Origin of the sequence: Parvularcula bermudensis HTCC2503, from assembly GCF_000152825.2 — a bacterium.
Taxonomy (GTDB): domain Bacteria; phylum Pseudomonadota; class Alphaproteobacteria; order Caulobacterales; family Parvularculaceae; genus Parvularcula; species Parvularcula bermudensis.
In genome coordinates this window covers 1,357,820-1,382,675 of record NC_014414.1, presented here as the reverse complement: position 1 = coordinate 1,382,675, position 24,856 = coordinate 1,357,820, and the positions used below count along the sequence as shown (strand labels likewise).

Sequence of the window (24,856 nt, the reverse complement as noted above, 5' to 3'; positions counted from 1 at the left end):
GGCGGTCAGAGTTTGCGGAAGGTCAGCCCCGCATGTGCCTCTAGCCGGTCGATGAGCGCATCGCCCATGGCCGGCGCGGTGGTCAGGCAGCCTGTCTGTCCCTCGGGATGATGGAGGAGCGTCATCGCCGCCTCGGACAGCATGCGCGAGGTGCCCCCATAGCCTGGGTCCTTGTCCCCGGTGATCTCCGCGCGGAGCGAGAGGCCCTTTTCGTCCTTGGCGATCATCAGGACCTTGAAAAAGCCGCTCTCCCGTTCCTTCTCCGACGGTCCCTCACCCGGATCGGGGAGAAGCCGTTGGACCAGCCCACGGGTGGACTTGTTCTTGACCAGCGACATGAAGGACCCAAGCCCCACGGCCAGCCCCCAGGCGACCACCCGGTTTGGCACCCGCATCATTTCAAGATATCGGAAATCCTGGCCGTAGGCATAGTCCGTCAGCATGTTCGACCGGTGCACATTGGGCATATTGATATCGGCCATGATGAAGGGGGCGAGCCATGCGCCCACATCTTCATCCTTGCGCGGCTTGCGCACATCGGGCTGGCGCGGTCGCTTCGCCTCGGAGTCCTGGGCAAGACCATAGACATTGCCAAGGGCGCGGCGAACCTCCTGATCGGTCTCCGCCGCCTTCACCGTTTCCATTAAGCTTGCGTAGGTCCCGCCAGAGAGCCCCCCTTTGGCCCCTTTCAGAACCCCCTTCACCAGGGGCGCCGGTCGGCCATAGGCCTCGCGGTACAGCTTTTGGACGTAGTGCACACCGAGATCGAAGGGGATCGAGTCAAAGCCGCAGGAATGGACGATACGGGCACCCGTCCGTTGGGCAATGTCGTGATAACGCGCGATGGTGCCCGCCATCCACCCTGGTTCTCCACAGAGGTCGACATAATCCGTCCCCGCTTCGGCGCAGGCGGCCACCAGTTTTTCTCCATAAAGCTGATAGGGGCCGACCGTGGTGATGATCACCTTCGCCGCGGCGGCCAGCCGATCGAGGCTCTCTCGGTCATCGGCATTCGCCAAAAGATGGGGGACATCCTCTGCCCCGATTTCCTTGGCCACCATGGCCAATTTGTCGGGGTTACGCGCCGCCATGGCCCATTTCAGGTTGCCCTCGGCGCCATAGGTTCTCAGCAGATGCTGCGCGACGAGGCGACCGGTGAACCCGGTGGCCCCCCAGACGATAATGTCGAAAGATTTTTCAGCCATAGCGCCCCGCTACCATAGGGAGGCCCCCTATCACCACTCCCCCCTTAAAAGGCCGCATCGATCGCCGCCTTCTTGGCCTCGACAACCGCGATATTCTCCGCCGGCGCCGCGTCGATCAACGCCTTGAGGCGATCGAGTTGCGCCAGCTGCGCCTCCATTTCGGCACGCATCTGCGGAGGGGCGAATGCCAGAGCGGCCTGGCGCTCCTCGGCGCTCGGGATATCGGCGGTACTGACCTCCGACGCGATATAGGCCGTGAAGATGTGGTCCATCGTCCGGGCGAAATGGTCGATCGACGCGAAGCCATGGCGACGAACGATGGTGCTGATTTCCGATGCCGGAACTTGGGAAGGCAGCGCGCGCATCGCCTCTGAGAACATCGACAAGGACCCATCCTCCCGCGTTGAGAAGACCGGACCCAGGTCCCCCATCGGCCCCGTCATACCTTGGGATTGCGCGCTGAGTGCTGGGGGCGCGAAGTCTACCTCTGCATCCGCGACAAGGGGCTTTAGCGCCTCTAAGGCGGCAAGAGCCCTGTCAACATCGTCCGCCGTCAGCGATTGCGCCACCGCGATCGCGCCCATCATCCCGATCGCGGCCCCCGCCAGAGACACCATTAATGCTCTTACCACCTTCATGCCGTTCTTCCTCTCAATGACGGGTGACCCCCGTCTCCGCCCCGCCTCTTTTTAACCGGCGGGACCTTGGCAGACACGGCTGTGATGAAAAAGGGGCTCACTTCAATTGACGGCAGCATCGGTAAGGTCTATTGGGAAAATTCGGTGTTTGCCGGACGATCTCTATTTTGCGACTACCCAGACGCCGACAGATAGACCTCTCCTAAAATATCGAACTACCCATAGCGGCGGACGGTGTTCGCCGTTTCTCTACGAGGTCAATGAAAGGGTTTCCCATGGCCACAGGTACCGTCAAATTCTTCAACACCCAAAAAGGGTTTGGATTCATTCAACCGGAAGATGGGTCGAGCGATGTCTTCGTTCACGCCACCGCGCTTGAGCGTTCGGGCCTCGCGCCGCTGAACGAAGGCGACAAGGTCACCTTCGAAACGGCGCGCGACAAACGCTCCGGCAAGATGGCGGTTTCCACCATCCAAATGGCGTAACAATCGTCTGATTGATCGCCCATCACCAGATGGACGGTGACATTAGCCCCCGCCTTTTCGGCGGGGGCTTTTCTTTGGCAGCAGGGCAAGAGCCCTTCGGTTGTCAGCTGCCGGCCCCCGGCGCTGAGACATAGAGGCGGCCGCCCCCCTCCTCGAATTTCTCCGACATCTCGGCCATGCCCTTACGGCGTTCCTCCTCGCTCATCTCCTCAAGGGCCTTGCGCTCATTGTCCGAAAGACCCCCGGCATAGTCACGGACATCCTGGGTGATTTTCATCGAACAGAATTTCGGTCCACACATCGAACAAAAATGGGCGGTCTTGTGGGCTTCCTTAGGGAGGGTCTGATCATGGAAGTCCCGCGCGGTCTCTGGATCGAGCCCCAGATTGAATTGATCTTCCCACCGGAACTCAAAGCGCGCCCGCGACAGGGCATCATCCCTTAACCTTGCAGCCGGGTGCCCCTTGGCGAGATCCGCCGCATGGGCCGCGAGCTTATAGGTAATGACGCCCGTCTTGACGTCGTCACGATCGGGGAGACCCAGATGCTCCTTAGGCGTCACATAGCAAAGCATGGCCGTCCCGAACCAGCCGATCATGGCCGCGCCGATCCCGCTGGTGATGTGATCATAGCCCGGCGCAATATCCGTCGTCAGAGGACCCAGGGTATAGAAAGGCGCCTCGCCGCAGACCTTGAGCTGCTTGTCCATATTCGCCTTGATCTTGTGCATGGCGACATGGCCCGGCCCCTCGATCATCACCTGGACACCGTACCGCCAGGCGATCTTGGTCAATTCGCCCAGAGTTTCGAGTTCCGCAAATTGTGCCCGGTCATTGGCGTCGGCGGTCGAACCCGGTCGCAATCCGTCCCCCAGGCTGAAGGTGACGTCATAGCGCCGCATGATCTCGCAGATCTCTTCGAAATGGGTGTAGAGAAAAGACTCCTTATGGTGAGCGAGACACCATTTCGCCATGATCGAGCCCCCGCGGGAGACGATCCCGGTCACACGATCCGCTGTCAGATGAATAAAGGGCAGGCGGACCCCGGCATGGACGGTGAAATAGTCGACCCCCTGCTCACATTGTTCGATCAGCGTATCGCGATAAACCTCCCAGGTTAGATCCTCGGCGACCCCGCCAACTTTTTCGAGAGCCTGATAGATCGGGACCGTTCCGATGGGGACGGCCGAATTTCGGATGATCCATTCCCGTGTATTGTGAATGTTGCGGCCGGTGGACAAATCCATCACCGTGTCGGCGCCCCAGCGGGTCGCCCAGACCATCTTGTCCACTTCTTCCTCAACCGACGAGGTGACCGCCGAATTGCCAATATTCGCGTTGATTTTGACAAGGAAATTCCGGCCGATGATCATCGGCTCCGCTTCGGGGTGGTTGATATTGGCCGGTATGACGGCCCGGCCGCGCGCCACCTCATCCCGAACGAATTCGGCGGTGACAAATTCGGGGATCTCCGCGCCAAAGCTCTCGCCATCGGCAAGCGTCTCGGCGGCATGTGCCGCTGCCTGCCGCCGCCCTAGATTTTCGCGGATGGCGATATATTCCATCTCCTTGGTGACAATCCCCGCCCGCGCATAGTCGAGTTGGGTGAGGAGGCGCGCCTTGCCATCCCCCCCTTCGACCTCACGCATGGGAGAATGGGCCCTGGGAAAGGCCCTCGCCAGATAGTCGCCGGTGGCGCCGCCATTGTCCTCCGGCGTGATCTGCCGACCTTCATAGGTTTCCACCCCCCCACGTTCGAGAATCCAGGCCGTCCGTTTCCGGGGCAGCCCCTGCTCAACCGCCGCCTCAAACCCGTCCTCCGTATAAGGGCCGGTGGAGTCGTAAACGGGGAGGGGCGGCTCATTGGCCGACGGATGGACGGAGATGTAGCGCACGGGCGCGGCCACGTCATCGAACCGATCGCTCTGCACATAGACCTTTTGGCTGGCCGGGAGGGGCCCGGTCGTGACCCGCGGCGTGGCGAATTCCGCCTGACTTGTCGGCTTATTCATCGATCGTCTCCTTCCACATAGGGGGAATTGAAGGGCGCATTGTCCGCATTCTCGGCGGTCAATGACGCAAATAATTGAGGCGGGACGGTCACCCACAGCGCATTGGCAACGGCGATGGGCTCCCCCGCTTCGTCGAGAAGCGCACTGTCGGCCCGGTGGCGCCGCCCACGGCTTTCCACCGGCCAGCCAGCGGCGACCAAGGCCTCCCCCGGTGCCGGTCGGCGATAGATTTGGGCCGTCATGCCCGCAAGAAGGACGAGGGTGCCGGGCGCGAGGCGAAGCGAATGGGCTGAGGGGCAATCAAGGGCCGCCCATAGGAAGGGCGTATCCACAAGACCATCTGCTGCCGCCAGGGATGTGTCCGGTTGCCAAAGATCCGCATTCACCGGCGTCCCGTCGATTGGCCCGGCAAAGATCCGCAGCGCCTCCCCCGGTCGCCTCTTATGTCCGCAGACGAAGCAATAGGGAAGATAATGCCCCTCCTCGGCCCAATCGAGATAATGCTGGCGGGCGGCGCTTAAGGCCTCGGACGAGGGACGAGGAGGCGAGGTCACCTCGGGCTGCGCCGGCCTGGCCCAGCCGATCATGGCCTCCCCTTGGCGCAGCACGACCCGCTCCCCCTCCGACGCGACATCGAGCGGTGTGGCAAGCGGCGGCGGCGCAGACAGGCGGGTTTCAGCCGGCCCCCCGATGATCGAGGCGAGGAGACCGCTGACATAACCACCATTGCCGCTCAGGCGTGGTCCGCAAAATTGGGGGTCGATAAGGATCGTCGTCACACTCTCGCTCTTCGTGGCTCGGCAACGGCAGGCACATTGAGACGAGAATAACCGTTGAGCTTGGTCGATTGCGCTCGGTCGATCTCGCCGTCCCTCCGCCGGTGTCAGCCGGATCAGGTTCAAAGGGTGCGTCTCAACCCCGCGATTCGCGACGGGGTGCCCCTCGGCTATTGTCGGACCATAGGCATATCGCCTGGCTTGCCGCAATGGGGGGGCCTGTGATCGCCGACCGCGACTTTCGATCGCGGGCCCCGGGGAGCATTGCGTCCCCCCGGGGGGCTCCCTACCCTTTCCTGATCACGCTGACGGACGGAGGTCTTATGGATATCGATGCGATCGTCGTCGGGGCGGGCGCCGTTGGGCTTGCCACGGGCTTTGCCCTGGCGACCCAAGGCCATGAGGTTATCGTCATCGATCGCGCCATGGGCATTGGCAGCGGGGTGAGTTCCCGCAATTCAGAGGTCATTCACGCCGGTCTTTATTATCCCACGGGGTCGTTGAAGGCGCGCCTATGCGTTGAGGGACGCCGTCAGCTCTACGATTTTCTCGACACCCACCATGTTCCTTACGCTAAATGCGGCAAATTGGTTGTCGCCACGCATACGGACGAAGAACCTCGGCTTGACAAAATTCTCCACCAGGCCCGCACGAATGACGTCGAAGCGATGGCGCCGCTCACCGGCGATCAGGCGCGCGCGCTCGAACCCAATTTATCGACGACCACCGCCGCCCTCCTCTCCCCCGAGAGCGGTCTTTTTGACAGCCATTCCTACATGCTCGCCCTCAGGGGACGGATCGAAGATGCGGGCGGCCAGGTTGTTCTTGGAACCCCCTTTATCGGTGCGACGCCCCTGCCCGAAGGTGGCTTTACCGTGCGGTTCGGCGATGAGGGGGAGAGTCTGACCGCCCGTCGCCTCATCATCGCGGCCAGTCTCGGCGCCCAAAAGGCCGCCGAGGCGATTGAGGGATATCCCCGCGCGGATATCCCGCCCCTGTTTTTTGGCAAGGGTCTCTACTTTTCCCTGCAAGGCAAGGCACCGTTCGAGCGGCTGATTTATCCCCTCCCCATCCCGGGGGCGCTGGGGACTCATTACCGACGGGACCTCTCTGGTCGGGCGATATTTGGCCCCGACCTCCGCTTTGTCGACGAAGAGAACTACGACGTTGAAGAAGACCGTATTGAGAGTTTCTATGAGACGATCAGACGGTTCTGGCCGGATATTTCTGAAGGCTCCCTGGTCAGTGATTACGCCGGGATCCGCCCCAAAATCCACGCCGAAGGGGCGACGCAGCCCGATTACCGTATCGATGGACCGGACAGGCATGGCCTGCCCGGCCTTGTCACCATGTTCGGGATCGAGAGCCCCGGTCTGACGGCCTCCCTCGCGATCGGGCAGGAAGCCGTCAAGCGCCTTGGGGGATGAGCACTCCCTTTCCTCCGTCCCCTTACGGGGCAAAGGCGCTTAACGGGCACGGGCCTCAATCAAGGGACAGCACCGTGCGGACATCGCGCCAATCCACATATTTGAAGTTCTGGTTCCCGTCATCGTTAAAGCCGTCCTGAACCACCAACATGCCTTCCGGATAGCCCGGCAGCGCGCGGGAGGTCACATCGAGACCGTCGGTCTCCTCCGCCCCGTCAACCTCATCCCCCGGGGCAATACGGAACCGACCGAGATAGGCGCCCGTCAGGCGATCATAGACCGCGTAGGTATCATTCCCCTGACTGGAAGCGACCAGATAACCGGTACCATCGTCTTTCGCGTATAAGGACAGACCTTCAATATCCGCAACGATCCCGTTATCGGAGCCGACACGGTCGATCATCTCCCCGTCGCTCAATGTTCCATCCGTGGTCAAACGGAAACGCTCGATTCCGCCTTCTTCTCGGCCGACAAAGACCTGGCTGTTCTGCTCATCGACAACGCAGCCTTCGAGTTGTTCGCCCAGCTCGATCGTCCACGGCATAATCGGACTCGGCGTCGCCTGACCCTCCACAGTGAGGAGAGGGTAGAGGTCGACCTCGCCGGTTTTGTGCGTCACGAAGGCTGTGAAAGCCCCCCCCGCAATACCGAGACAGACACCGTAAGGTTCTGGGCGGATGGTGGGGATCCTGGCGATCTCGTTGATGCCCTCATCCTGGACGGTGAAGACGGTGACGGTTTCGTCGGAGCGGTTCGTCGCCACCACGATGGCCCCATCCGCCAGGGGACGCACATCGACATTGTTGAGACGACCGACGGGCAGATAAGCGGCAACGCCTCCGTCTAGACGATAGGCGTAGAGGCCCGATTGCTTATCGGTTCCAAGAACGAGACTGGCGGCGGGGTTTGCAGGATTGATCCAAATGGCCGGGTCGTCGGCAGCGTCGTCGGAAGAGACGACGGGCGACGTTTCCGCCTTCGCCATAATCGCGGGGACGGATCGATCGGTCTCCCGCCGCTGACCGTCCTCCATCATCGTTTCGGTGGCACATCCGGCGAGCAAAGACAGCGCGCATCCCGCCGCCATGGAAAAAACAAAGCGCATTTCAGACATCTCCTGGAGCGTTACACACGAGGTAGGCACCGGTTCGCATAAAGAAAACGGACAACCAAAGCCTAGAGACGTTTCACGACTCCTCGTGAACTGAAACGGCTCTAGAGCCAATTGTCGACCGTCTGGAACCGCCCCTTACGACCCTGATGGGCAAAAATGAAAAGAGCCCGGGATGACGCCCCGGGCTCTCCCCCCCCTCCGAGGCCCCGAAGGGCGCCGGTATTCTGTCACCTTAGAACTTGAAGATGATCCCGCCTTGGGCCCGCAAGCCATATTCCTCGAACTGGCTCAACAACCCACCATTCTGGGTCACCTGGAACTCCGTATCGAGAACATTGTCGAGCTCGCCGTAGACTTTCAAGCGATCGGTGACCTCGTACTTCGCGGACAGATCCAGGAAGGTCTGCTCAGGGATGATCCGACCATCGCCGGCGCTGCCGTCAATATCAACATCGTCGATATTCTCGCCTTTGTAGGAAAGCGCCGCGCGCAGATCCCAGCGCCCTTTATCGTAACCAACGATCGCATTGACGATATGGTCCGACTGGCCGGGCACAGCGATCTTGATGATCTCTTCAAAAACATCGTCACCGTCTTCGTCGACCCGGATCGTTGCTTCTGAGTCCGTGTAGGTCCAGTTCGCCGCCACAAGGAAGCCGTCCCAAGGGGCTGGCAAGAAGGTCAGCGCCTGCTGATAGCCCACCTCGATACCGATGACCTCAGCATCGTCGATATTCTGGAATGTCGAGATCTCGTCATAGGCAAGACCGTTGAAGACCCCGTCGACATTGGAAGTCGTGCCGGTGATCAGGTTCTCAAGGTCTTTGTAGAAGAGCCCTGCTTGCAGAACCGACGACGCGGAAGGGTAGTATTCGAACAAGAGATCGAAGTTCGCCGCTTCGGTCCGTTCGAGGTCGGGATTACCGACTTCGAGTTCGAGGTCTTCGTTGATGACACCGGCCGGCGTAGCCTGTCCGAAATTCGGCCGAATGATCGATTCGAAGTAGGACGCGCGGACGATGAAATCGTCGCTCACCGCCCAGCGCAGGGCGACGGACGGCAGGACATCGGTGTAATCATTGTCCGTTTTGGTTTGGACGATGGTCCCGGTGTCCTCTTCGTCCACGACATTGCCGGTGACGCTGAAGTCGGTCTGTTCGACCCGCACCCCACCGGTGATCCGGACATTGTCGATGTCGATCTGTCCCATCAGATAGCCGGCGAGAATGTCTTCTTCTGAGTCGTAGCTCGACACGGCCGATTCGATGATGCTGTCATCTTCGGCGAATTCGAGCAGATCTTCATTCCCAACATTGGTGAAGAAGAAATCACGCACCGCCCCGACACTCGGCGCCGGACCGAACACATCCAAGGGATAGTCCACGGTCGTGGCGACATCGGCGAGGGTAAGCGCCAGATCGTCCCCCGCTTCGTACACGTCGAAATCAAGATCGTAGGACTTATCCCGCATCCGCGACTTGGCCCCGACCTTCACAAAGCCTGGGAACCGGCCGAATTCGACATCGCGCTGGACGTTGAACGTCAGGGCAAGCTCCTCGTCCTCGGTCTCGCCATTGGTCAGCTCGATCGCATCGAACTCGAACTGCGAGGCATCGAGATAGCCGCCGGGGATGTTCACCAGGCGCGGCTTCACCGGATCGTTGACGTCGATCCCGATCGAGACGCCCTCTCCCTCGAAATCGCGACGGAAATTGGTGTCGAGCCGATTGGGCTCGGCTTCTTCCGCATGGGTGAAGGCCACCGACCCGTCGATGGTCCAGACATCCTTGGTCTTTTCGAACCCGGTCACCACCGACCAGATCTGCTGCTCCTCAAGGCGGTCTTTGATGTCGCGGTCGATGCGCAGCGTATCGCTGGCGTCTGAAGCCGTGACGATCCCGGCGTCGGTATCAAAGGCGAAGTCTGCGTCTTCGACATCGACTTCGACCCGGCTCCGATATTCCTGGTCGGAGAAATCGTTGAAGAGCGAGTGGACGTAGAGCTTCAGGTCCTCTGTGGCCATGAAGTCGAAGTTCGCCGCGAGCGACAGACGCTCCCGCTCGACATCGTAATTCCGCAACTCAAGCTGCTCTTCGGGATAGGGCAGCGCTTCGTCGGTAACCCATTCGCCATCGACCTCTTTGTTCTCGGTCGCGAATTCGCGATTTTGGAACGAACCGGACAGGGCAACGCCAAGCCGTCCATCGGCAAACCGATCCGTATAGGTCCCAGAGACCTTCGGCCCGAACTCTTCGCTAAACTCAGAATAGATATAGCCGAGCTTCAGTTTGGTGAAGCGGCTGTCCCGGTCGAGGCCGGAAATCGTTTCCAGTTCGATCGAGCCCCCGATCGCATCGCCGTCCATGTCGGGCAGCAGCGATTTGTTGATCACGATATTCTTCAGGATATCCGCGTCGACGACATCGAGGCCGATACGACGGTCGCCTGCCTCAGGTGAGGTCAGGCGGACACCGTTGACGCTGGTCGAATTGAGCTGCGAGCTGATGCCGCGCACAGTGATGAAGCGTCCCTCGCCCTGGTCGTTCGCCACCGAGACGCCGAGGGCCCGGCGGGCCGCTTCGGCAACATTCTCATCGGGCAAGGAGGCAATCGCGTCCGCGGACAGAACGGTTTTGATCCCGTCCGCCGCCTTTTGTTGGCTGAGGGCGGCGTTCAACTGACCGATTTGCCCTTCGACAATGAAGATATCCTCCCCATCGGCGAGCGCGATCCGCGGCATGGCGGTATCGGCGGCATCGTCCAGCGTGACGGTCACGGTCTGGGTCGGTGTCCCCACATAGCTGATTTCCAGCGTGTACTCGCCCGCAGCAAGCCCGGCGAAGCGGAAGCCGCCATCGCGATCAGTGGTCACGGTCCGTCCGGTATCGACCAGCGTCACTTGCGCGCCGCGCAACGCGACATCACCGTCGCTATTCGTGACCCGACCGTCGATTTCGGCGGCGACGGCGGCGGTCCAGCACAACGCGGAGGTCGCGCAGAGAAGAGAAATCGAATGTTTCATGGTTGCCCTGCCAAGTGTTAATGTTTGGGGCGCCATGCCGCGCAATTATTACACGCGTATGACACAAAGGGGCGCTTCTTCCGCTTTCGCGGCAATGATGATCGTCGCGTTGCCCGAATGTCTCATCTACGCAACAGGCCAATAGGAGACCGGCGATGACTGGACCCGCCGAACCACGCGGACACCCAACCCCGGCAGCCCAGACAAACCGTCTGAGCAGTTTTGGTCATATCGACTGGCAGCAAACCCTGGATGATATCTGTACGGATATTTTGCCGCATCTCGGCAAGGGGCAGGTGGCAGACTATATCCCCGCCCTCGCCTCGGCCAACCCAAAGGCGTTCGGCATTGCGTTCAGTACGATCGAGGGCACAACCTATACGGCAGGGGATTGGAACACCGCCTTTTCGATCCAATCCATCTCTAAAGTTTTTATGCTGAGCGTCGCCTTGGCTGAAGAAGGTGAGAAACTATGGCGCCGAGTCGGCAGAGAGCCATCGGGGTCATCGTTCAACTCCATCGTCCAATTGGAGCGGGAGCACGGACGCCCAAGAAACCCGTTCATCAACGCCGGGGCCTTGGTGGTCACGGATACCGTCATCAGTCATTGTGGGGATGAAGCGGGCATCGACCGTCTGTTGGCATTTCTGCGCGAAAGCAGCGGCGACCAGGCCATCGTGGTGGACGAGAAGATCGCCCGATCCGAAGCCGCCTATGGAGACCGGAATCGCGCCCTTGCATACTTTATGAAGAGCTTTGGCATTCTGCGCGAAGACGTTCCGATCACCCTTGAGACGTATTTTCGACAATGCGCCATCGAAATGTCAGTGGCCAATCTCTCCAAAGCGGGGCTCTATCTTGCCGCAGAGGGGCTTTGCCCGATTTCCAACAGGGCCGTTGCGAATGACGCCCACACAAACCGGGTGAATGCGATCATGATGCTCTGTGGGCATTATGATCGCTCCGGCGATTTCGCCTATCGCGTCGGTCTTGCCGGCAAATCAGGCGTTGGCGGCGGCATTATCGCCATCATTCCCGGGGTCGGCTGTGTTGCCGTGTGGTCTCCGCCCCTCAACGATGCCGGAAATAGTTACGCCGGCACCCTTGCCCTTGAATGGTTCTCCCACCGTACCGGGGTAAACCTTTTCTGAGCAGAGGTCAGTGCACCAGCCGCACCTCACCAGGCTCGGGGTAGATATTATTGCTACACGTGCTTCCAGGAGATGTGGCCGAGAATGTCGAGCGCGGAGAGAAGTCCAGCGTCCATGAAACAATACGGAGGCAGTCCGAGGCCCATATGGCTTTGTCCTCAATATCCATCTTCGCCGCTGGGAAGTAGAAGGATCCGGAGGAAGAGCTATCGAACCGGCTGTAGAATTCGTGACTTTGTGTATTGTCCCGTGCACTCCACATCACAATACCGGCATAGGGCCCGGTTGTGGGGGCTTGCAGATCAAACGTCGAGAAGCGATGAAAGTAAATTCGACTATGGTGCCCCTCAATGAATAGGGTGACGTCAGTGCCGCTAATACTCGACGTTCCGTGCAAATCGAAGTGGCCTGAAATCTGGTATTCGCCGGGGGATAAGGTGACGTCGGCGTCATGTATGTAGAGGCCACTGCAAAATCTGTAGGTATCGGTGAGCGTGTGCGTCCCTCCATTGATGAAGTTGACACCGCCGCAGGGCTTTAGCACGGGCTCGGCAAGGTCCGCATAGGGATCGTCAACCGGGTCAACGCCTTCTACGGGCGTGGGGTTCAGCAGGTTGGTGTTGCCATGGACTTGCCCCACGACGTGAATATAGGCGGCATTCACTTCGGCATTATAACGCGATTTCAGTGCCGTGTGCGAATCAGAGTTCACTTGGATCCCGCAATCTGGAATATCGACATCGATCAAAATGTCCATATCCACACCATAGAGATGGTGCCCAAGAGCCAGGATGCACACTGGGTCCATCTCCGTATAATCGAGCAGCGCGATCGCCGTGGCAGACAGATTGATTTCTTTACGGCCAATCACAGCCCCGAAAAGCGTTACCAGTGAATTGCCTCGCTCTGCCTCTCGCCGAGCCGTTACCTTTACAGCCGTCGCGTCCCCACCACTGGTAAAGGTGGAGCTCGCCTCATCATATTGGCCAAATTCGATGTCCGACGCCTTGACCACCTCACCGTAGACAGTCGGGTCGAGATTCGTTTCGGCATAATCAACCGCCGCTGATGTCGCCGCGTCCGTGTCGGGCAATTGTTGCGCTGCGGCCAAGGCAGCACTCTCTGCGACGATTTCCAGTTCTAGGTAAGCGTTACGCATCCGACTGCCATCGACGATCAACGCCGACAGCCCCAGGCTCGGCACAAGAAGTATCATCAGAAGCGTCGCAATACTTCCCCGCTGGTGGGCCAGCCGACGAGCGTGACGATCAGCATTCAAGGCTTTTGAGATTATTCTTATCATGACCCATGCCGCCCTCATTGACATTTTTGTCATGTTTTAAACAGGAGGAGACTAATTATTGATTAGTCGACAATGCAACCTTAGGTTATATCTCTTTGAGGAGTATTGGTAGAATGATCGCACTGGCAAGCTGGCGCTTGATCATCAGTGCCGCGCATGTCCCCTGATAGACATCAGCGAACCAATCGCACGCCGCCACTGGACACCCCAATATTATTCTCGCAGGCCGTTCCGGGGGATGTTGAAGAAAAGGACGACCTCGGAGAAAAATCGACGACCCAGGCGACGATCCGCAAACAATCGGCCTCCCACGTCACATTGTCCTCGATATCCATCTTCGCGGCGGGGAAATAAAATGATCCCGAAGACGAGGCACCGAAGCGGCTCCTAAATTCGAAGCTCTCATCATTATCACGAGCGGTCCACAGGAGGACTCCGGCATAGGTTCCCGTTGTCGGTGCCTCAAGATGAAAGGACGAATACCGACCAAAATTAATGTCACTTCTCGATCCATCGATAAAAATAGTGACATCCGTCCCCGAAATGCTGGCCGTCCCTTTGAGATCGAAATCTCCATCGATTTGATATTCTCCTGGAGAGAAGGTGACGGTCGCATCGTCTATCTCAAGACCATCGCAAAAGCGATAAGTGTCAACCAGGGTATGCGTTCCCCCATCGATTTCATCGACACCGCCGCAAGGTTTCGCGGTGGGTTCAGCTAAAGACGCATAAGGATCGTCTACTGCGTCCGCCCCCTCCGTCGGCGTTGGGGTGAGACCACTGGTGGACCCCAAAACACTCCCAACCACATTGAAGAAGGAGGCATTCACCGTCGCCAAAGAACTCGCCTGCACCGCATCATACTCATCGGAGTTTACCTGGATCCCGCAGTCAGGAATATCGACCTCGCTGCGAAGGTCGAGATCGAGGCCATAGAACTTGTTCCCAAGCACGAGGATGCAAATCGGGTCTTCACTGGAGCTCTGGCTGACAGCGATAGCACTGGCGGAGAGATTGACGCTGTCCCGCCCGATCGCGCCAGCGAAGATCGTCGGCAGACTATTGCTTCTGTCCTCGTGCCGCCAGGCTGTCACCCGTACAGCGCTTGTCCCCGCCCCTGCCGTAAATGTCCCAGTCCCCTCATCGTAGGAACCGATTTCTACATCGGATGCGCGCACCACCTCTCCATAGCTGCTCGGAGGGAGATTTTGCTCGGCATAGTCAACCGCGGCGCTTTTGGCGCTACTCTCGCTCGGTAATTGCAAGGCCGCCGCGATCGCGGCCGATTCCGCGACGATTTCGAGTTCTAAATGCGCCGTGTGTATGCGCTTTCCGTCGAAAACGAGCCCCCCTATCCCTAACGCCGGGACGAGCATGAGCATCATCATGACAGCGATACTGCCCCGTTCTTCAGTACAGAAACGGGCAAGGGTTTGGCGGGCAACAGTCCAAAATCGATGGGCGGTGGTCATAAATAAGCGGACTCATTGACAACTATAATGTCAGCTAGTCACTTATTACAAATAGAGACTAATTTTTTGGTGATGGCGGTCAATTCATGGGGTTAATTATAGATGACTATATGACGTGTCCCATCGACAAAAAAAAGCACGATACCCCTTGAGCATCGCGCCGTTAGCAATGATTGTCGAATACTCTTGGCGTTCAGTACCCTAATGGGTACTGAACCGTTCTCTAGCGCACCAGCCGGACGCCACTTGGTTTCGCGTAGATATTGTTTTCACAATTCGTGGCGGGAGAGGAAGCGGAGAAGGTTGAATCAGGAGAGAAATCCAAAATCCAGGCGACGATACGGAGGCAGTCCGTGTGCCACACGGCATCATCCTCGATGTCCATCTTAGCCGCGGGAAAATAGAACGATCCGGATGACGAACTGCCAAAGTTGCTATAAAATTCGTGGCTCTCGTCATTATCCCGCGAACTCCACATAACGATACCGGCATAAGGGCCCGTCGTCGGCGCAGAGAGAGCAAAGCTCGTATCACGGCGGAAATAAATGCGACTATGATCTCCTTCGACATAAATCGTCACATCGGTGCCGGAAATATTTGCTGTCCCTTTTAGGTCGAAATCCCCGGAAATCTGGTATTCTCCCGGCGAAAAAGTGACGGTCGCATCGTCGATTTCGAGCCCATCGCAGAACCGATAGGTGTCGACCAAAGTGTGGGTTCCCCCGTCAATCTCATCGGTCCCGCCGCAAGGCTTCAACGTCGGCGCCGCAAGGCTGGCATAGGGATCGGCAACCGGATCCACCCCCTCCACCGGTTGAGGGTTCAGCATATCGGTGTCCCCATCGACCTCTCCCACAACGTGGATATAGGCGGCATTGACGTAGGAATCATCCTTGGAATTCATGGCATCGTCGTCATCGGAATTCACCTGGATACCGCAATCGGGAATATCGACATTGATATCGCCGTCCATATCGAGGCCGTAATAGCCAAAGCCCAGGACGAGAATGCAGATGGGATTGCCGCCAGAGGTTTCGGCAACCGCAATCGCACTGGCCGTCAAATCAACAGAAGGACGGCCGATCACCCCACCAAAGAGCGTTGAGAAGGCATTGCTACGGTCTTCGGTACGCCCCGCCGTGACGCGCACCGCCGTTGTTCCGCCCACAGAAAAGGTGCCGTTGGAATCGTCGTAGGTGCCAAATTCGACATCGGTGCTCCGCACGACATTCCCGTATTTAGTCGGATCGAGATTGGCCTCGGCGTAATCCGTGGCCGCTTCGCGCGCATCGTCGACGCTCGGCAAATTCTGTGCGGCCGCCAGGGCGGCAGCCTCCGCGACGATCTGGATTTCGAGATGGGCGGTTCGCATGCGGCTCCCGTCCACGATAAGCGCGCCGAGCCCGACGCTCGGCACGAGCATTACCGCCATCAAAACCGCAATACTGCCCCGTTGGTCGCCCCGCAGCCGCTGAAGAGGACGTCCCACGGTTCTGAGAACTGTCATCACTGTCGAAATGGACATCGTACTGGCCTTATGCACAACGCATCTGTTGCGGAGACGAGTATTCCCGAGGCGCCTTAATTATCGCCTAGGGATTCTTCTAAAATTATTGGGATCGAAGAAGGAACTCGCATTCACAGCTTAGCCGCTAATGACAATTCTGACGGTGATGTCTTAATTAGCCATGAATAGCGAATATATTCATCTTGTGGTACATAATCCAAAAAGAGGGGGTTGAGTATGGGGCTGCATCTTCTTGCCATGGCGCTCATTGCCCATTCGGTTCCCACCGAAGGGGACCTGGTGCGTGAGCTTTCCACCGATATCACCGCATTTTCCGTGGCGGATCAAAATCAAGACGGCCTCATCAGTCCCGTCGAATTTGAAAAGTACAAGCTCGCCCGCCGCCGCCCGGCGGGCAGCTCGCTGCGGCGACCGGATGGATACAGTCCGCGCGATATCGATGGAGACGGCGCTTTCATCCCATGTGAACTGTATGAAGTCGCCGACTGTCCCGACGGCGTCTATTTCGGCGCAGATGACGAAGATGACGCCGCGCGGGCGGGTAATCGTTATTATGTCGATCCCCGCAGCGGCGAGGTTTATGACGGGCGATAGAGCGCCCACTATGCGGCGACTGGTAACAGGCTATTTTCGCCCAGCCATTCTTCGATGACCCCAAAAGTCGGTCGGTGAAACCGCCCCCATAGGAGACTATGGTCGGCCCCCTCCACTTCCCTATGCGTGGCCCTTTCGAACCGCGCCGCCGTTAAGCGACTGACCCGCGGAACGACGATCCTGTCCTTTGTCCCGTTGATGACGAGGGTCGGCATGGTGATCTGACGATCATCGACCCGCGCGGCCTGGCTCGGATCGAGATACCAGAACACCAATTGGAAATAGGCTCTGCCCGATTCTGGAACCAACTGCTCGAAGATCTCGTCCCGCACCCCCGGGTCCTGTTCGTTCATGACCCCCCAGCCGAACATCTTCCGATCCGGCATCACCGGACGCCGCCAAAACAAGGGGTGCAGATGGTGAACGAAGAACATCCGGGTCATACTGGGATACATATTGAACATGCCCGCAGAGGGCGCCGGGGAGGCCAAAATCAAGCCTGCGATCTCGGTTTCCGGCCGACTGGCGACAAGCTGTGCCAGGAGGCCGCCGAGAGAATGCCCGAGCAGGAGCGGCGGCACCGGGAGGGTCCGGCAATAGGCCACCAGATCGTCGACATAATCCGTCAGTGAGGCGGTACTGACCGTCCGACGCACCGTATCGAAATCATGGTCGTGATGCCGGAGGGTGGGCGTGTGGACCTCAAACCCCAGCGCCTCCAGCGTCTCGGGGACCTCTCGCCATAAGTTACCCGTGGCCCAGGTTCCGTGAATGAGCACGATCGGCTGCTTGGCCATGTTATCCCTACCTCAAATAATGTGAGCCCGGTATAGCCGCTGAGAGCCTCTGCCGAAAGCATTCGTCTCTTAGGGAACATTTGTGGCCGAGCTGCGCTATTCTGCCACGTAAGAAATACAGCCCGAGAAAGGCAGGTCTGGAATGGGTATTATCTTGTGGATTATCGTCGGCGGTATCGCTGGCTGGCTGGCCGAAAAGGCGATGAAGAGCGAGCATAGCATTTGGATGAATATCGCCCTCGGCATGCTCGGCGCGGTGGTGCTGAACTGGCTCTTACTGGCCGTCGGCATTGGCACCCTCGGGGGCGTTTTGGGGCAATTGGTGATCGCGTTTCTCGGCGCCTGTCTCCTCATCTGGATTGGCCGGATGATCCGTCGGCGGGCCTGACAGTGGCCCGTCTTAGGGACTGAAACTGCTGTATATTGACTTTTTCCTGCAAAGCTCCTATCTTTACTTGGTGAGGTGCAGAATGAGACAACCAGGCGGTACGGGCGCAGTCTGATCGACAATATCGGTCAAAGTGCTCAAAACAAAATCCTGAACGGATTGAGACGATAAGAAAGGCGCCTCTGGCGCCTTTTTTCGTGGGTAGAACCTTTCACCGGGGAGCTGATACGATGACGGAGCCGACAGTTCATGGCGAGCCGTAGCCTTCCTTTCCTCTTCACCATTGTAGCGATCATCCTCGGCGTTATCGTTCTTTATGTCGGTCTTCGGATGATCGGGGTGAGCAACGATACGATCCGAACACTGGCCAGTTTGATTAGCGCCCTGGTCATCCCCGCCACCCTGTTCTGGGTCGGCCAAAATCTCTCAAAGCGGCGCAATACGATCGATTTGATCAAGTCATTGACGACAACGCCCGAGATCATGTCTCGGATGCAGCGTTTGTATGAATTCCGTAAATACAGCGAAGGAACGGGCACCGCCGATCCCTATACCGGCGACACCCAGAAACTGATTTACGACCATGTCGTCGTCCTCAATTTCTTCGAAGGCGTTTGCCGCGAGATCGAGGACAAGCAGGTTGATGAGCGGCTGATTTACGTGTCGTCGAGCAATACGATCGTTGGTGTCCGCCGTGTGCTTCTCCGTCGCCTGAACACGTTACTCCAAGAAGATCAGGATAAGGACTACGAGGCCCTGATCAGAGTTTCAAACCGCTTCATCCAACAGGCGGATGAACGGCACGAAACCATCCAGTATAAAATTCCCGATCGGCAGCAGGCCGACACCCCGCCGCCGCCCCCCAACCGTGGGTGAGGAGACCGGCGTTTAGGGGGAAGGTCGGAAACGACGGCGTGACGCTTCAAAACCGTCAGCGTTCCACCTTCCGGTATTTTACCCGACGCGGCACTTCTGCATCCGGCCCGAGGCGCCGCCGCTTATCCTCGAGATAGTCCTCGAAATTTCCCTCGAACCACTCGACATGGCTGTCCCCTTCGAACGCCAGGATATGGGTGGCAATGCGATCGAGGAACCAGCGGTCGTGGCTGATCACAACGGCACAGCCGGGATAATCATCAAGCGCCACTTCGAGTTCACGAAGGGTATCGACATCGAGGTCGTTGGTCGGTTCGTCGAGAAGAAGAAGATTCGCCCCCTCCTTGAGCATCTTCGCCAGTTGTACCCGATTTCGTTCCCCCCCCGACAGATCGCCGACCTTCTTCTGTTGGTCGCCCCCCTTGAAGTTGAACCAGGTGCAATACGCCCGGGAATTGACCTCGCGCTTCTCGCCCAGCTTGACGACATCGAGCCCCCCGGAAATCTCTTCCCAGACGGTATTGCTGTCGGTCAAATTCTCCCGGGTCTGATCGATATAGCCAAGCTTAACGGTCTCCCCAATCTTGATCTCCCCTTCGTCGGGCGTCTCCTGACCGGTGAGCATCTTGAACAGGGTCGTCTTCCCCGCCCCGTTCGGCCCAATGATGCCCACAATCCCGCCCGGCGGGAGTTTGAAGCTGAGATCTTCATAGAGCAGCTTGTCGCCGAAAGCTTTCTTCAGGCCCTCGGCCTCAATTGCGATGCCGCCCAGGCGAGGCCCGGGAGGAATCTGGATCTGCGCCGTCGAGACACTTTCACTGGCGGCTTTATTCGCCAATTCCTCATAGGACTGGATACGCGCCTTCGACTTCGCCTGGCGGGCCTTTTGGCCCTGATTGATCCACTGCAATTCGCGCTGCAATGTCCGCTGTCGCTTATCCTCCTCCCGCTGTTCTTGCGCCAGCCGCTTCGCCTTTTGGTCGAGCCAGGAGGAATAATTGCCCTGATAGGGAATCCCCTTCGCGCGGTCGAGTTCGAGGATCCAGCCGGTCACATTGTCGAGGAAATATCGGTCGTGGGTAATCAGCACCACGGCGCCGGGAAAATTAACGAGGTAATTTTCCAACCAATGGACACTCTCCGCATCAAGATGGTTCGTCGGCTCATCGAGCAAAAGGAGGTCGGGTTTCGCAAGCAGCAATCTCGCTAGCGCCACCCGGCGCTTCTCCCCACCCGAAAGATCCGTCACCGGCCAGTCCCCCGGGGGGCATCGCAGCGCCTCCATCGCCATCTCGACCTTCGAGTCGATATCCCAAGCATCGAGGGCATCGATCTCCTCCTGCAAGACAGACATCTTTTCCATCAGCTCATCGGAATAGTCCTCGGCAAGCTGCATCGAGACATCGTTGAACGCCTGCACCTTCTCCTTGATCTCCGCGAGACCTTCGGCGGCGTTCTCAAAAACGGTCTTCTCGGGGTCGAGTTCGGGCTCTTGAGGGAGATAGCCAACCTTTGCCCCCTCGGCGACATAGGCCTCGCCGGAGAATTCCTGATCGACCCCCGCCATAATCCGCAGCAGCGTCGATTTCCCCGCGCCATTCACGCCGACAACGCCGATCTTGGCATCGGGATAGAATTGCAGATGGACGTTATCGAGGATCTTCTTGGCGCCGTAGGCCTTGGTCAGGCCATTCATGTGATAGATGTACTGGCGAGCCATTGCGCGACACTCCGGTCAAGGGGGTTGGGAAAGGACACAAGCGCTACCGGAAAAGCCGGCGCCACTCAACTGACAGAGACGGTTGGGCGACGACTCGGCCGGCCGATTGCGCTCTAGCAGAAAACCTCCCTCACGAGGGTCTCCAGCGCCTGACGGTCGATCTCGCCAAAGGCCGCGCTTTGGGGATTGTCGATATCAAGAACACCAAGCAGAGTGCCATGGCTATCGCGGACGGGGACGACGATTTCACTCCGTGAACGGTTGTCGCAGGCGATATGCCCCGGAAAAGCGTGCACATCCTCGACAAGCTGCGTCACGCCTTCAGCAGCGGCCACACCGCAAACGCCCCGGCCGAAGGGGATGCGCAGGCATCCAAGCGTGCCCTGATAGGGGCCCACCACCAATTCGTCCGTCTTCTTTGGATCGACGAGATAAAAGCCCGTCCAGATATTGTCGGGAAAGGCCGCTGCGAGCAGGCAGGCAACGGTCGCCATCTTGGCAATCGGATTGGTCTCCCCCTCCAGGACAGCCAATATTTCTTTCCGTGCCCGGTCGTAAATCGCGGCGCGCGCCGCTTGGATTTCGTTGCTCATCATGTCTTCTCCTGGCGGCGCCGCGGCCCACTGGACCGGGGGCTCCTCCCCCCCTCGCCCTAGAAGGCGGGGCGATGGGGCAGGTCTGCCTCCCGACCGAGGAGAGGGCGCAAATCGCGGTCAGCTGAGAAGACCCGTGTCATCATCGTTCCACTCAACGGCAAGGGGGAGGCGCCACTCCGCTTCCCCTCGGCTTCTCTCAAATAGGCCTCAACATGTTGGATCACGATGAGCGCCTCGCGCGCCGCTGCAACGTCGTTCTCCAGAAACACTCTCAATTTAGGCCGGTCCTGCAGCAAATGCTGCCATTTCGCGCCGCGCGCTTCAAGCAAACCGAGAGACCGGGTAATGACCTTCACACTGTGTTCCATGAGCGCCACCAATCGTTGGAGGAGCGTGTCCCCCACCGACAGCAGATCCGATGGCCGGTCGAGCCCGTGGAATGCTTTTTGGAAGGACTCGGACGTTAGATAGTCGAGAGTCAGACGATCCAGCATGATCAATCGTCCGTAGGCGCGTGATGTACGAATATCGTACGCCATTTGCTGGACGATGTGGGCGGCGCGGGAAATGCGCACCACAATCTCAATGTCCTCGGGCGGCAGGGCTGTAATGAATTGCGCCAGATCTTGCGCCATCAATGAGGCAAGGCGTTCGATATCCTCGATGTACCAGCTCAGGCGTTGCGGATCGATGGCCCAATCGTCGATCGGTTTTTCGGTGAGAATCTCCCGCGCCGCCTCCGCCTCCCGAATGGGCAGATCGTCGAACAGATTGATGATCATCAAACTGAAGAATCGGAGTTGTTGCGCGGTACTCCCTCTGAGGCCGAGCCGGACCGGCGCCCATTTTGCACGATCCTGCTTCTTCGCATGGCCATCGATGACCCGCCTGATAAAGATAAAGATCACCACGATCTCAACCACCATGACGGCAAGGCCCGCGATGATATTGATCGCAAAGTCATCACTGATCAGCCAAGTCTCAAGCATGTCCCCTCCCGGCGCGCTGGCGACCTACGCGCTTTGTCCCCATTATCATCAACCTTAGGACGAAGGCCCGTTAGTGCCTACCCTCTTCCTCCCCCGTGGCAGGCCGCGCGGCCTCGTCAGGCCGGGCAAGGCAGAGGAGATAGCCATCGGGATCGCGGATCCATAATTCTTTCATTCCGTACCACGAAGTTTCCACCCCTTTGACGATTGTCGAAGAGGCCGCCCGCAATGCCACCCCCTCGGGGTCGGCCGCGCGAAAATAAAGGCTGCCGGAAAAGGATAGATCCGAAGGCGGCGCTTCAGAGGGAAGCGCCGCCCGGAAATGCGCCTCGGTTTGCAGCATCAATTGCGCCTCCCCTAGGCCGAGCGTGACGAAGCACAACGGCCCCTCGGTCGCCGAACTGACCATCATATTCGACGGGTCGAGGGCCATCATCTCCCGCATTCCAACGATCTCGGTATAAAAAAGAAGCGAGCGGCGAATGTTCGACACCATCAAATTCGGAACGATCATGTCCCTCCCCTTCCTTGGCCGTCCGCCAAAGAATAGCAGGCATAAGCCGCCATTCATCCCCTGAGCTGTCATTTCCAGACAGGCGCTATACCCTCATCAAGGCGGAGCGGATAAAGGGTCGAAGGAGGTCATTCATGAGTTATGTCGTCCAGATGCTGGCACCCCATGAACGCGTGATCGCCAGGGGGCGCTTTAATTGGACTTATTCCTTCCCGGCCTACAGCCTTTTTGGGCTGTCGTTTCTGCCGCTGGTCTATGCCCTTTATGAATGGGCGGTGGGGGGACTGGAGAACGGCCGGTTCTGGGTCTTGGCGACGCTTCTGCTTGCGGCGGCGGGGACCGGTCGTCTGATCGCTCATATCGTTTATCTTTACACGACGGAAATGGCCGTCACGACGAGCCGCTTCATCTACAAACGGGGCTTTCTGCGGCGGCACAGCCAAGAGGTCAGCCTCAACAAGATTGAAGAAATCAATGTCGACCAATCGCTTCTCGGTCGTCTCATGGGGTTCGGTCGCCTCACCCTCAAAGGGACCGGCGTTGGCCAGATCCATCTCCCGGATATCGACAATCCTTTGGAGCTTCGTCGGGCTATCGAGCTGGGACGCAATGCGTCGGAGGATGATGAGACGCTTCAGGCGCAATTGCACGCGCAACATCCGCATCGGGGGGCGAAGCCGCCAAAGCGGCGACCGTACAAAGCCGCCTCTCCCTCGGCGTCCCCGACGGGGCGGCCCATGCGTCGTGCGGGGAAGGACGCGCCTAAGCCATCCGGAAACTGACCGACGGCACGCCTTCCGCCTCGATCACGACATGATCGCCAGGGGACAAGGCGCCGACCCCCTCCGGCGTCCCGGTGAAAATGACATCCCCCGGGCGGAGAGCCCCATAGCGGCTGAGGCGGGAAATCACCGCCGCCGGCGACCAGATCATATCCTCGAGGCGAGCGGACTGCTTGACCTGATCGTTGAGTGATAAGGTGTAGCCGGTTATATCAGCGGGAAATGTCCCAAGGGCGATCCCACCAAGCACCGCACTGCCGTCAAACCCTTTGCCGAGATCCCAAGGATTGCCCGCTTCCTTCGCCGCCATCTGCAAATCCCGACGGGTGAGATCGCATCCGAGGCCAATGCCGCCGACAAGATCCAGCGCGTCGTCCTCAGCCACGTCAAAGCCACCATCGGTCAGGGCCATGAACAACTCGCCTTCGTAATGCAACAAATCGGTCGCGGCGGGATAGGACACAACGACCGATTCCGCAGACTGAAGGGTGGGCGCCGAGACGGCCCCCACAGTCGGTTTCGAAAAAAAGATCGGCTCGCTAGTCGCTGGATCAAAGCCAAGTTCCGCCACATGGGCAGCGTAGTTCTTCCCGACACAAAAAATGCGGTGCACAGGGTAATAGTCCCCGGCACTTGTGGGCAAGATGAGTGGTGTAGGAGGCTCGAACAGAAAATCCGTCATCAACCGATCTTTGATCCTCTTTGCAGGCGGTGGGGGAGCCCCGTTTCATCTCATCAGAAGGCGAAAGGGGCCTCGCGCAACGCCGGCCGTCACGCGCTTCGCCCCCCCACCGGCACCAAAGCCCCCCAACTCAGGGGTGCCACTGGGGTCCATCTTAAAAGCTTGCGAAGGTCTCAAGAACCTGGGCGGCGCGGCGGTCCCCCGCCTCCCGCGCTTTCAAGAGCCAATACCGGGCCATCACGGGGTCCTTTTGCACCCCTTGGCCCGCAAGATACATCATCCCGGTGCGATAGGCCGCCTCGTCATGGCCACGAATCGCCGCCGTCTCGAACCAATGGGCGGCTTGAGCCTCGTTCTTTTGGGTGCCGATCCCATTCAAATATTGCAAGCCGAGATTGGTCTGCGCCACCGGCATCCCCTGCCGTGCCGCCACCTCATTATAGGCAAAGGCCGCCGCCGGGTCGAAGCCCGCCCCTTTGGCGGTGAGGTGGTAGAGGCCGAGCGCGGCCTGGGCGTCGCTATTGCCATAGCTCGCTTCCCGTTGCAGCAGCGCGACATTCACAGGCCCGCCCGCCTCAATCGAAGCGATCGCCTGCCCCGTGAGCTCACCCACAATACCCGCCTTTTGCGACCAGGCATGGGCATAGGCCGCCGCATCAGCGGCCATCACTTCTTGTGTGTGGAGAAGGGGAGCGGTGGACGAAGCCTCCGCCGCAACCGCGCCTGACAAGCCGGCGCCGGTGAGCGCCGCCGCCATCGCGAAAACCTTGAGCCCCATAGCCTCTC

At 58.9% G+C, this 24,856-nt stretch carries 23 protein-coding genes and 1 riboswitch; of the genes, 7 read left to right on the top strand and 16 right to left on the bottom strand.

Translation table 11 applies throughout. The features are described 5' to 3' along the window. Nucleotides 1-5 precede the first annotated feature (5 nt). Together PB2503_RS06530 and PB2503_RS06525 are read right to left on the bottom strand one after the other, a co-directional pair. The gene (locus tag PB2503_RS06530) at nt 6-1,205 is read right to left on the bottom strand and encodes a saccharopine dehydrogenase family protein (protein WP_013300447.1); all 1,200 of its coding nucleotides are present in this window, start codon (nt 1,203-1,205) and stop codon (nt 6-8) included. Between the two features lie 44 nt (nt 1,206-1,249). After that, nucleotides 1,250-1,843 carry a hypothetical protein gene (locus PB2503_RS06525; protein ID WP_148235217.1) on the bottom strand — a complete coding sequence of 198 codons (594 nt, stop codon included), beginning with the start codon at nt 1,841-1,843 and terminating at the stop codon, nt 1,250-1,252. Nucleotides 1,844-2,118: 275 nt separating this feature from the next. Here PB2503_RS06525 and PB2503_RS06520 point away from each other — a divergent pair, with 275 nt between their 5' ends. Continuing rightward, nucleotides 2,119-2,328, top strand: a complete 210-nt coding sequence (locus PB2503_RS06520) for a cold-shock protein (RefSeq protein ID WP_013300445.1) — start codon at nt 2,119-2,121, stop codon at nt 2,326-2,328. 103 nt (nt 2,329-2,431) lie between these two features. On the opposite strand, the gene thiC is transcribed toward PB2503_RS06520, so the two are convergent. Next, on the bottom strand, nt 2,432-4,339 hold the full coding sequence (thiC, locus tag PB2503_RS06515; RefSeq protein WP_013300444.1) for a phosphomethylpyrimidine synthase ThiC: 1,908 nt from the start codon (nt 4,337-4,339) through the stop codon (nt 2,432-2,434). After that, the gene (locus tag PB2503_RS06510) at nt 4,336-5,118 is read right to left on the bottom strand and encodes a PaaI family thioesterase (RefSeq protein ID WP_013300443.1); all 783 of its coding nucleotides are present in this window, start codon (nt 5,116-5,118) and stop codon (nt 4,336-4,338) included. The genes thiC and PB2503_RS06510 overlap by 4 nt, the downstream gene beginning before the upstream one ends. A gap of 73 nt (nt 5,119-5,191) precedes the next feature. Further along, nucleotides 5,192-5,292, bottom strand: a riboswitch (TPP riboswitch). 146 nt (nt 5,293-5,438) lie between these two features. Here PB2503_RS06510 and PB2503_RS06505 point away from each other — a divergent pair. Next, entirely contained in the window at nt 5,439-6,542 is a 1,104-nt protein-coding gene (locus PB2503_RS06505; RefSeq protein ID WP_041535392.1) for an NAD(P)/FAD-dependent oxidoreductase, read from the top strand. Between the two features lie 55 nt (nt 6,543-6,597). Here the strand turns inward: PB2503_RS06505 and PB2503_RS06500 are convergent, their stop codons facing one another. Together PB2503_RS06500 and PB2503_RS06495 are read right to left on the bottom strand one after the other, a co-directional pair. Next, complete coding sequence (locus tag PB2503_RS06500) at nt 6,598-7,647, bottom strand: phytase (protein WP_013300441.1); 1,050 nt, start codon at nt 7,645-7,647, stop codon at nt 6,598-6,600. 241 nt (nt 7,648-7,888) lie between these two features. Next, nucleotides 7,889-10,678, bottom strand: a complete 2,790-nt coding sequence (locus PB2503_RS06495) for a TonB-dependent receptor (protein ID WP_013300440.1) — start codon at nt 10,676-10,678, stop codon at nt 7,889-7,891. 155 nt (nt 10,679-10,833) lie between these two features. Here PB2503_RS06495 and PB2503_RS06490 point away from each other — a divergent pair, with 155 nt between their 5' ends. Beyond that, entirely contained in the window at nt 10,834-11,829 is a 996-nt protein-coding gene (locus PB2503_RS06490) for a glutaminase (RefSeq protein ID WP_013300438.1), read from the top strand. Nucleotides 11,830-11,836: 7 nt separating this feature from the next. Here the strand turns inward: PB2503_RS06490 and PB2503_RS06485 are convergent, their stop codons facing one another. The 3 genes from PB2503_RS06485 to PB2503_RS06475 all read right to left on the bottom strand — a co-directional run bounded on the left by PB2503_RS06485 (nt 11,837) and on the right by PB2503_RS06475 (nt 16,129). Beyond that, on the bottom strand, nt 11,837-13,132 hold the full coding sequence (locus tag PB2503_RS06485) for a TadG family pilus assembly protein (RefSeq protein ID WP_041534921.1): 1,296 nt from the start codon (nt 13,130-13,132) through the stop codon (nt 11,837-11,839). Nucleotides 13,133-13,305: 173 nt separating this feature from the next. Then, nucleotides 13,306-14,604 carry a TadG family pilus assembly protein gene (locus PB2503_RS06480; protein ID WP_013300436.1) on the bottom strand — a complete coding sequence of 433 codons (1,299 nt, stop codon included), beginning with the start codon at nt 14,602-14,604 and terminating at the stop codon, nt 13,306-13,308. Between the two features lie 223 nt (nt 14,605-14,827). After that, nucleotides 14,828-16,129, bottom strand: a complete 1,302-nt coding sequence (locus PB2503_RS06475; protein ID WP_013300435.1) for a pilus assembly protein TadG-related protein — start codon at nt 16,127-16,129, stop codon at nt 14,828-14,830. Nucleotides 16,130-16,348: 219 nt separating this feature from the next. Here PB2503_RS06475 and PB2503_RS06470 point away from each other — a divergent pair, with 219 nt between their 5' ends. Next, entirely contained in the window at nt 16,349-16,726 is a 378-nt protein-coding gene (locus PB2503_RS06470; RefSeq protein WP_013300434.1) for a hypothetical protein, read from the top strand. An 8-nt stretch (nt 16,727-16,734) separates the two neighbouring features. Here PB2503_RS06470 and PB2503_RS06465 read toward each other — a convergent pair whose 3' ends face one another. Next, on the bottom strand, nt 16,735-17,523 hold the full coding sequence (locus PB2503_RS06465) for an alpha/beta hydrolase (RefSeq protein ID WP_013300433.1): 789 nt from the start codon (nt 17,521-17,523) through the stop codon (nt 16,735-16,737). 142 nt (nt 17,524-17,665) lie between these two features. Here PB2503_RS06465 and PB2503_RS06460 point away from each other — a divergent pair, with 142 nt between their 5' ends. Beyond that, nucleotides 17,666-17,911, top strand: a complete 246-nt coding sequence (locus PB2503_RS06460) for a GlsB/YeaQ/YmgE family stress response membrane protein (RefSeq protein ID WP_013300432.1) — start codon at nt 17,666-17,668, stop codon at nt 17,909-17,911. Nucleotides 17,912-18,160: 249 nt separating this feature from the next. After that, entirely contained in the window at nt 18,161-18,787 is a 627-nt protein-coding gene (locus tag PB2503_RS06455) for a DUF4760 domain-containing protein (RefSeq protein WP_013300431.1), read from the top strand. A 55-nt stretch (nt 18,788-18,842) separates the two neighbouring features. On the opposite strand, the gene ettA is transcribed toward PB2503_RS06455, so the two are convergent. From ettA to PB2503_RS06435, 4 genes are all read right to left on the bottom strand, one after another. Beyond that, nucleotides 18,843-20,507, bottom strand: a complete 1,665-nt coding sequence (gene ettA / locus PB2503_RS06450) for an energy-dependent translational throttle protein EttA (protein WP_013300430.1) — start codon at nt 20,505-20,507, stop codon at nt 18,843-18,845. A 113-nt stretch (nt 20,508-20,620) separates the two neighbouring features. Beyond that, on the bottom strand, nt 20,621-21,103 hold the full coding sequence (locus PB2503_RS06445; RefSeq protein ID WP_013300429.1) for a GAF domain-containing protein: 483 nt from the start codon (nt 21,101-21,103) through the stop codon (nt 20,621-20,623). 56 nt (nt 21,104-21,159) lie between these two features. Then, nucleotides 21,160-22,092 carry a hypothetical protein gene (locus PB2503_RS06440; RefSeq protein ID WP_013300428.1) on the bottom strand — a complete coding sequence of 311 codons (933 nt, stop codon included), beginning with the start codon at nt 22,090-22,092 and terminating at the stop codon, nt 21,160-21,162. Nucleotides 22,093-22,162: 70 nt separating this feature from the next. Next, a complete protein-coding gene (locus PB2503_RS06435; protein WP_013300427.1) occupies nt 22,163-22,606 on the bottom strand; it encodes a VOC family protein in 444 nt (147 codons plus the stop codon). Nucleotides 22,607-22,740: 134 nt separating this feature from the next. Between PB2503_RS06435 and PB2503_RS13915 the strand changes: the two genes are divergently transcribed. Beyond that, a complete protein-coding gene (locus tag PB2503_RS13915) occupies nt 22,741-23,388 on the top strand; it encodes a PH domain-containing protein (protein ID WP_013300426.1) in 648 nt (215 codons plus the stop codon). On the opposite strand, the gene PB2503_RS06425 is transcribed toward PB2503_RS13915, so the two are convergent. Together PB2503_RS06425 and PB2503_RS13910 are read right to left on the bottom strand one after the other, a co-directional pair. Beyond that, nucleotides 23,369-24,070 (bottom strand): fumarylacetoacetate hydrolase family protein, encoded by a 702-nt coding sequence (locus tag PB2503_RS06425; protein ID WP_013300425.1) that lies wholly within the window; start codon nt 24,068-24,070, stop codon nt 23,369-23,371. The two genes, PB2503_RS13915 and PB2503_RS06425, sit on opposite strands and share 20 nt — an antisense overlap. 154 nt (nt 24,071-24,224) lie before the next feature. Beyond that, a complete protein-coding gene (locus PB2503_RS13910) occupies nt 24,225-24,848 on the bottom strand; it encodes a tetratricopeptide repeat protein (RefSeq protein WP_013300424.1) in 624 nt (207 codons plus the stop codon). Nucleotides 24,849-24,856 lie beyond the last annotated feature (8 nt).

Coding starts and splice junctions, on each gene's coding strand:
- PB2503_RS06530 (WP_013300447.1), bottom strand. CDS start 1,205: ATGGCTGAAAAATCTTTCGACATTATCGTCTGGGGGGCCACCGGGTTC.
- PB2503_RS06525 (WP_148235217.1), bottom strand. CDS start 1,843: ATGAAGGTGGTAAGAGCATTAATGGTGTCTCTGGCGGGGGCCGCGATC.
- PB2503_RS06520 (WP_013300445.1), top strand. CDS start 2,119: ATGGCCACAGGTACCGTCAAATTCTTCAACACCCAAAAAGGGTTTGGA.
- thiC (WP_013300444.1), bottom strand. CDS start 4,339: ATGAATAAGCCGACAAGTCAGGCGGAATTCGCCACGCCGCGGGTCACG.
- PB2503_RS06505 (WP_041535392.1), top strand. CDS start 5,439: ATGGATATCGATGCGATCGTCGTCGGGGCGGGCGCCGTTGGGCTTGCC.
- PB2503_RS06500 (WP_013300441.1), bottom strand. CDS start 7,647: ATGCGCTTTGTTTTTTCCATGGCGGCGGGATGCGCGCTGTCTTTGCTC.
- PB2503_RS06495 (WP_013300440.1), bottom strand. CDS start 10,678: ATGAAACATTCGATTTCTCTTCTCTGCGCGACCTCCGCGTTGTGCTGG.
- PB2503_RS06490 (WP_013300438.1), top strand. CDS start 10,834: ATGACTGGACCCGCCGAACCACGCGGACACCCAACCCCGGCAGCCCAG.
- PB2503_RS06485 (WP_041534921.1), bottom strand. CDS start 13,132: ATGATAAGAATAATCTCAAAAGCCTTGAATGCTGATCGTCACGCTCGT.
- PB2503_RS06480 (WP_013300436.1), bottom strand. CDS start 14,604: ATGACCACCGCCCATCGATTTTGGACTGTTGCCCGCCAAACCCTTGCC.
- PB2503_RS06475 (WP_013300435.1), bottom strand. CDS start 16,129: ATGTCCATTTCGACAGTGATGACAGTTCTCAGAACCGTGGGACGTCCT.
- PB2503_RS06470 (WP_013300434.1), top strand. CDS start 16,349: ATGGGGCTGCATCTTCTTGCCATGGCGCTCATTGCCCATTCGGTTCCC.
- PB2503_RS06465 (WP_013300433.1), bottom strand. CDS start 17,523: ATGGCCAAGCAGCCGATCGTGCTCATTCACGGAACCTGGGCCACGGGT.
- PB2503_RS06460 (WP_013300432.1), top strand. CDS start 17,666: ATGGGTATTATCTTGTGGATTATCGTCGGCGGTATCGCTGGCTGGCTG.
- PB2503_RS06455 (WP_013300431.1), top strand. CDS start 18,161: ATGGCGAGCCGTAGCCTTCCTTTCCTCTTCACCATTGTAGCGATCATC.
- ettA (WP_013300430.1), bottom strand. CDS start 20,507: ATGGCTCGCCAGTACATCTATCACATGAATGGCCTGACCAAGGCCTAC.
- PB2503_RS06445 (WP_013300429.1), bottom strand. CDS start 21,103: ATGATGAGCAACGAAATCCAAGCGGCGCGCGCCGCGATTTACGACCGG.
- PB2503_RS06440 (WP_013300428.1), bottom strand. CDS start 22,092: ATGCTTGAGACTTGGCTGATCAGTGATGACTTTGCGATCAATATCATC.
- PB2503_RS06435 (WP_013300427.1), bottom strand. CDS start 22,606: ATGATCGTTCCGAATTTGATGGTGTCGAACATTCGCCGCTCGCTTCTT.
- PB2503_RS13915 (WP_013300426.1), top strand. CDS start 22,741: ATGAGTTATGTCGTCCAGATGCTGGCACCCCATGAACGCGTGATCGCC.
- PB2503_RS06425 (WP_013300425.1), bottom strand. CDS start 24,070: ATGACGGATTTTCTGTTCGAGCCTCCTACACCACTCATCTTGCCCACA.
- PB2503_RS13910 (WP_013300424.1), bottom strand. CDS start 24,848: ATGGGGCTCAAGGTTTTCGCGATGGCGGCGGCGCTCACCGGCGCCGGC.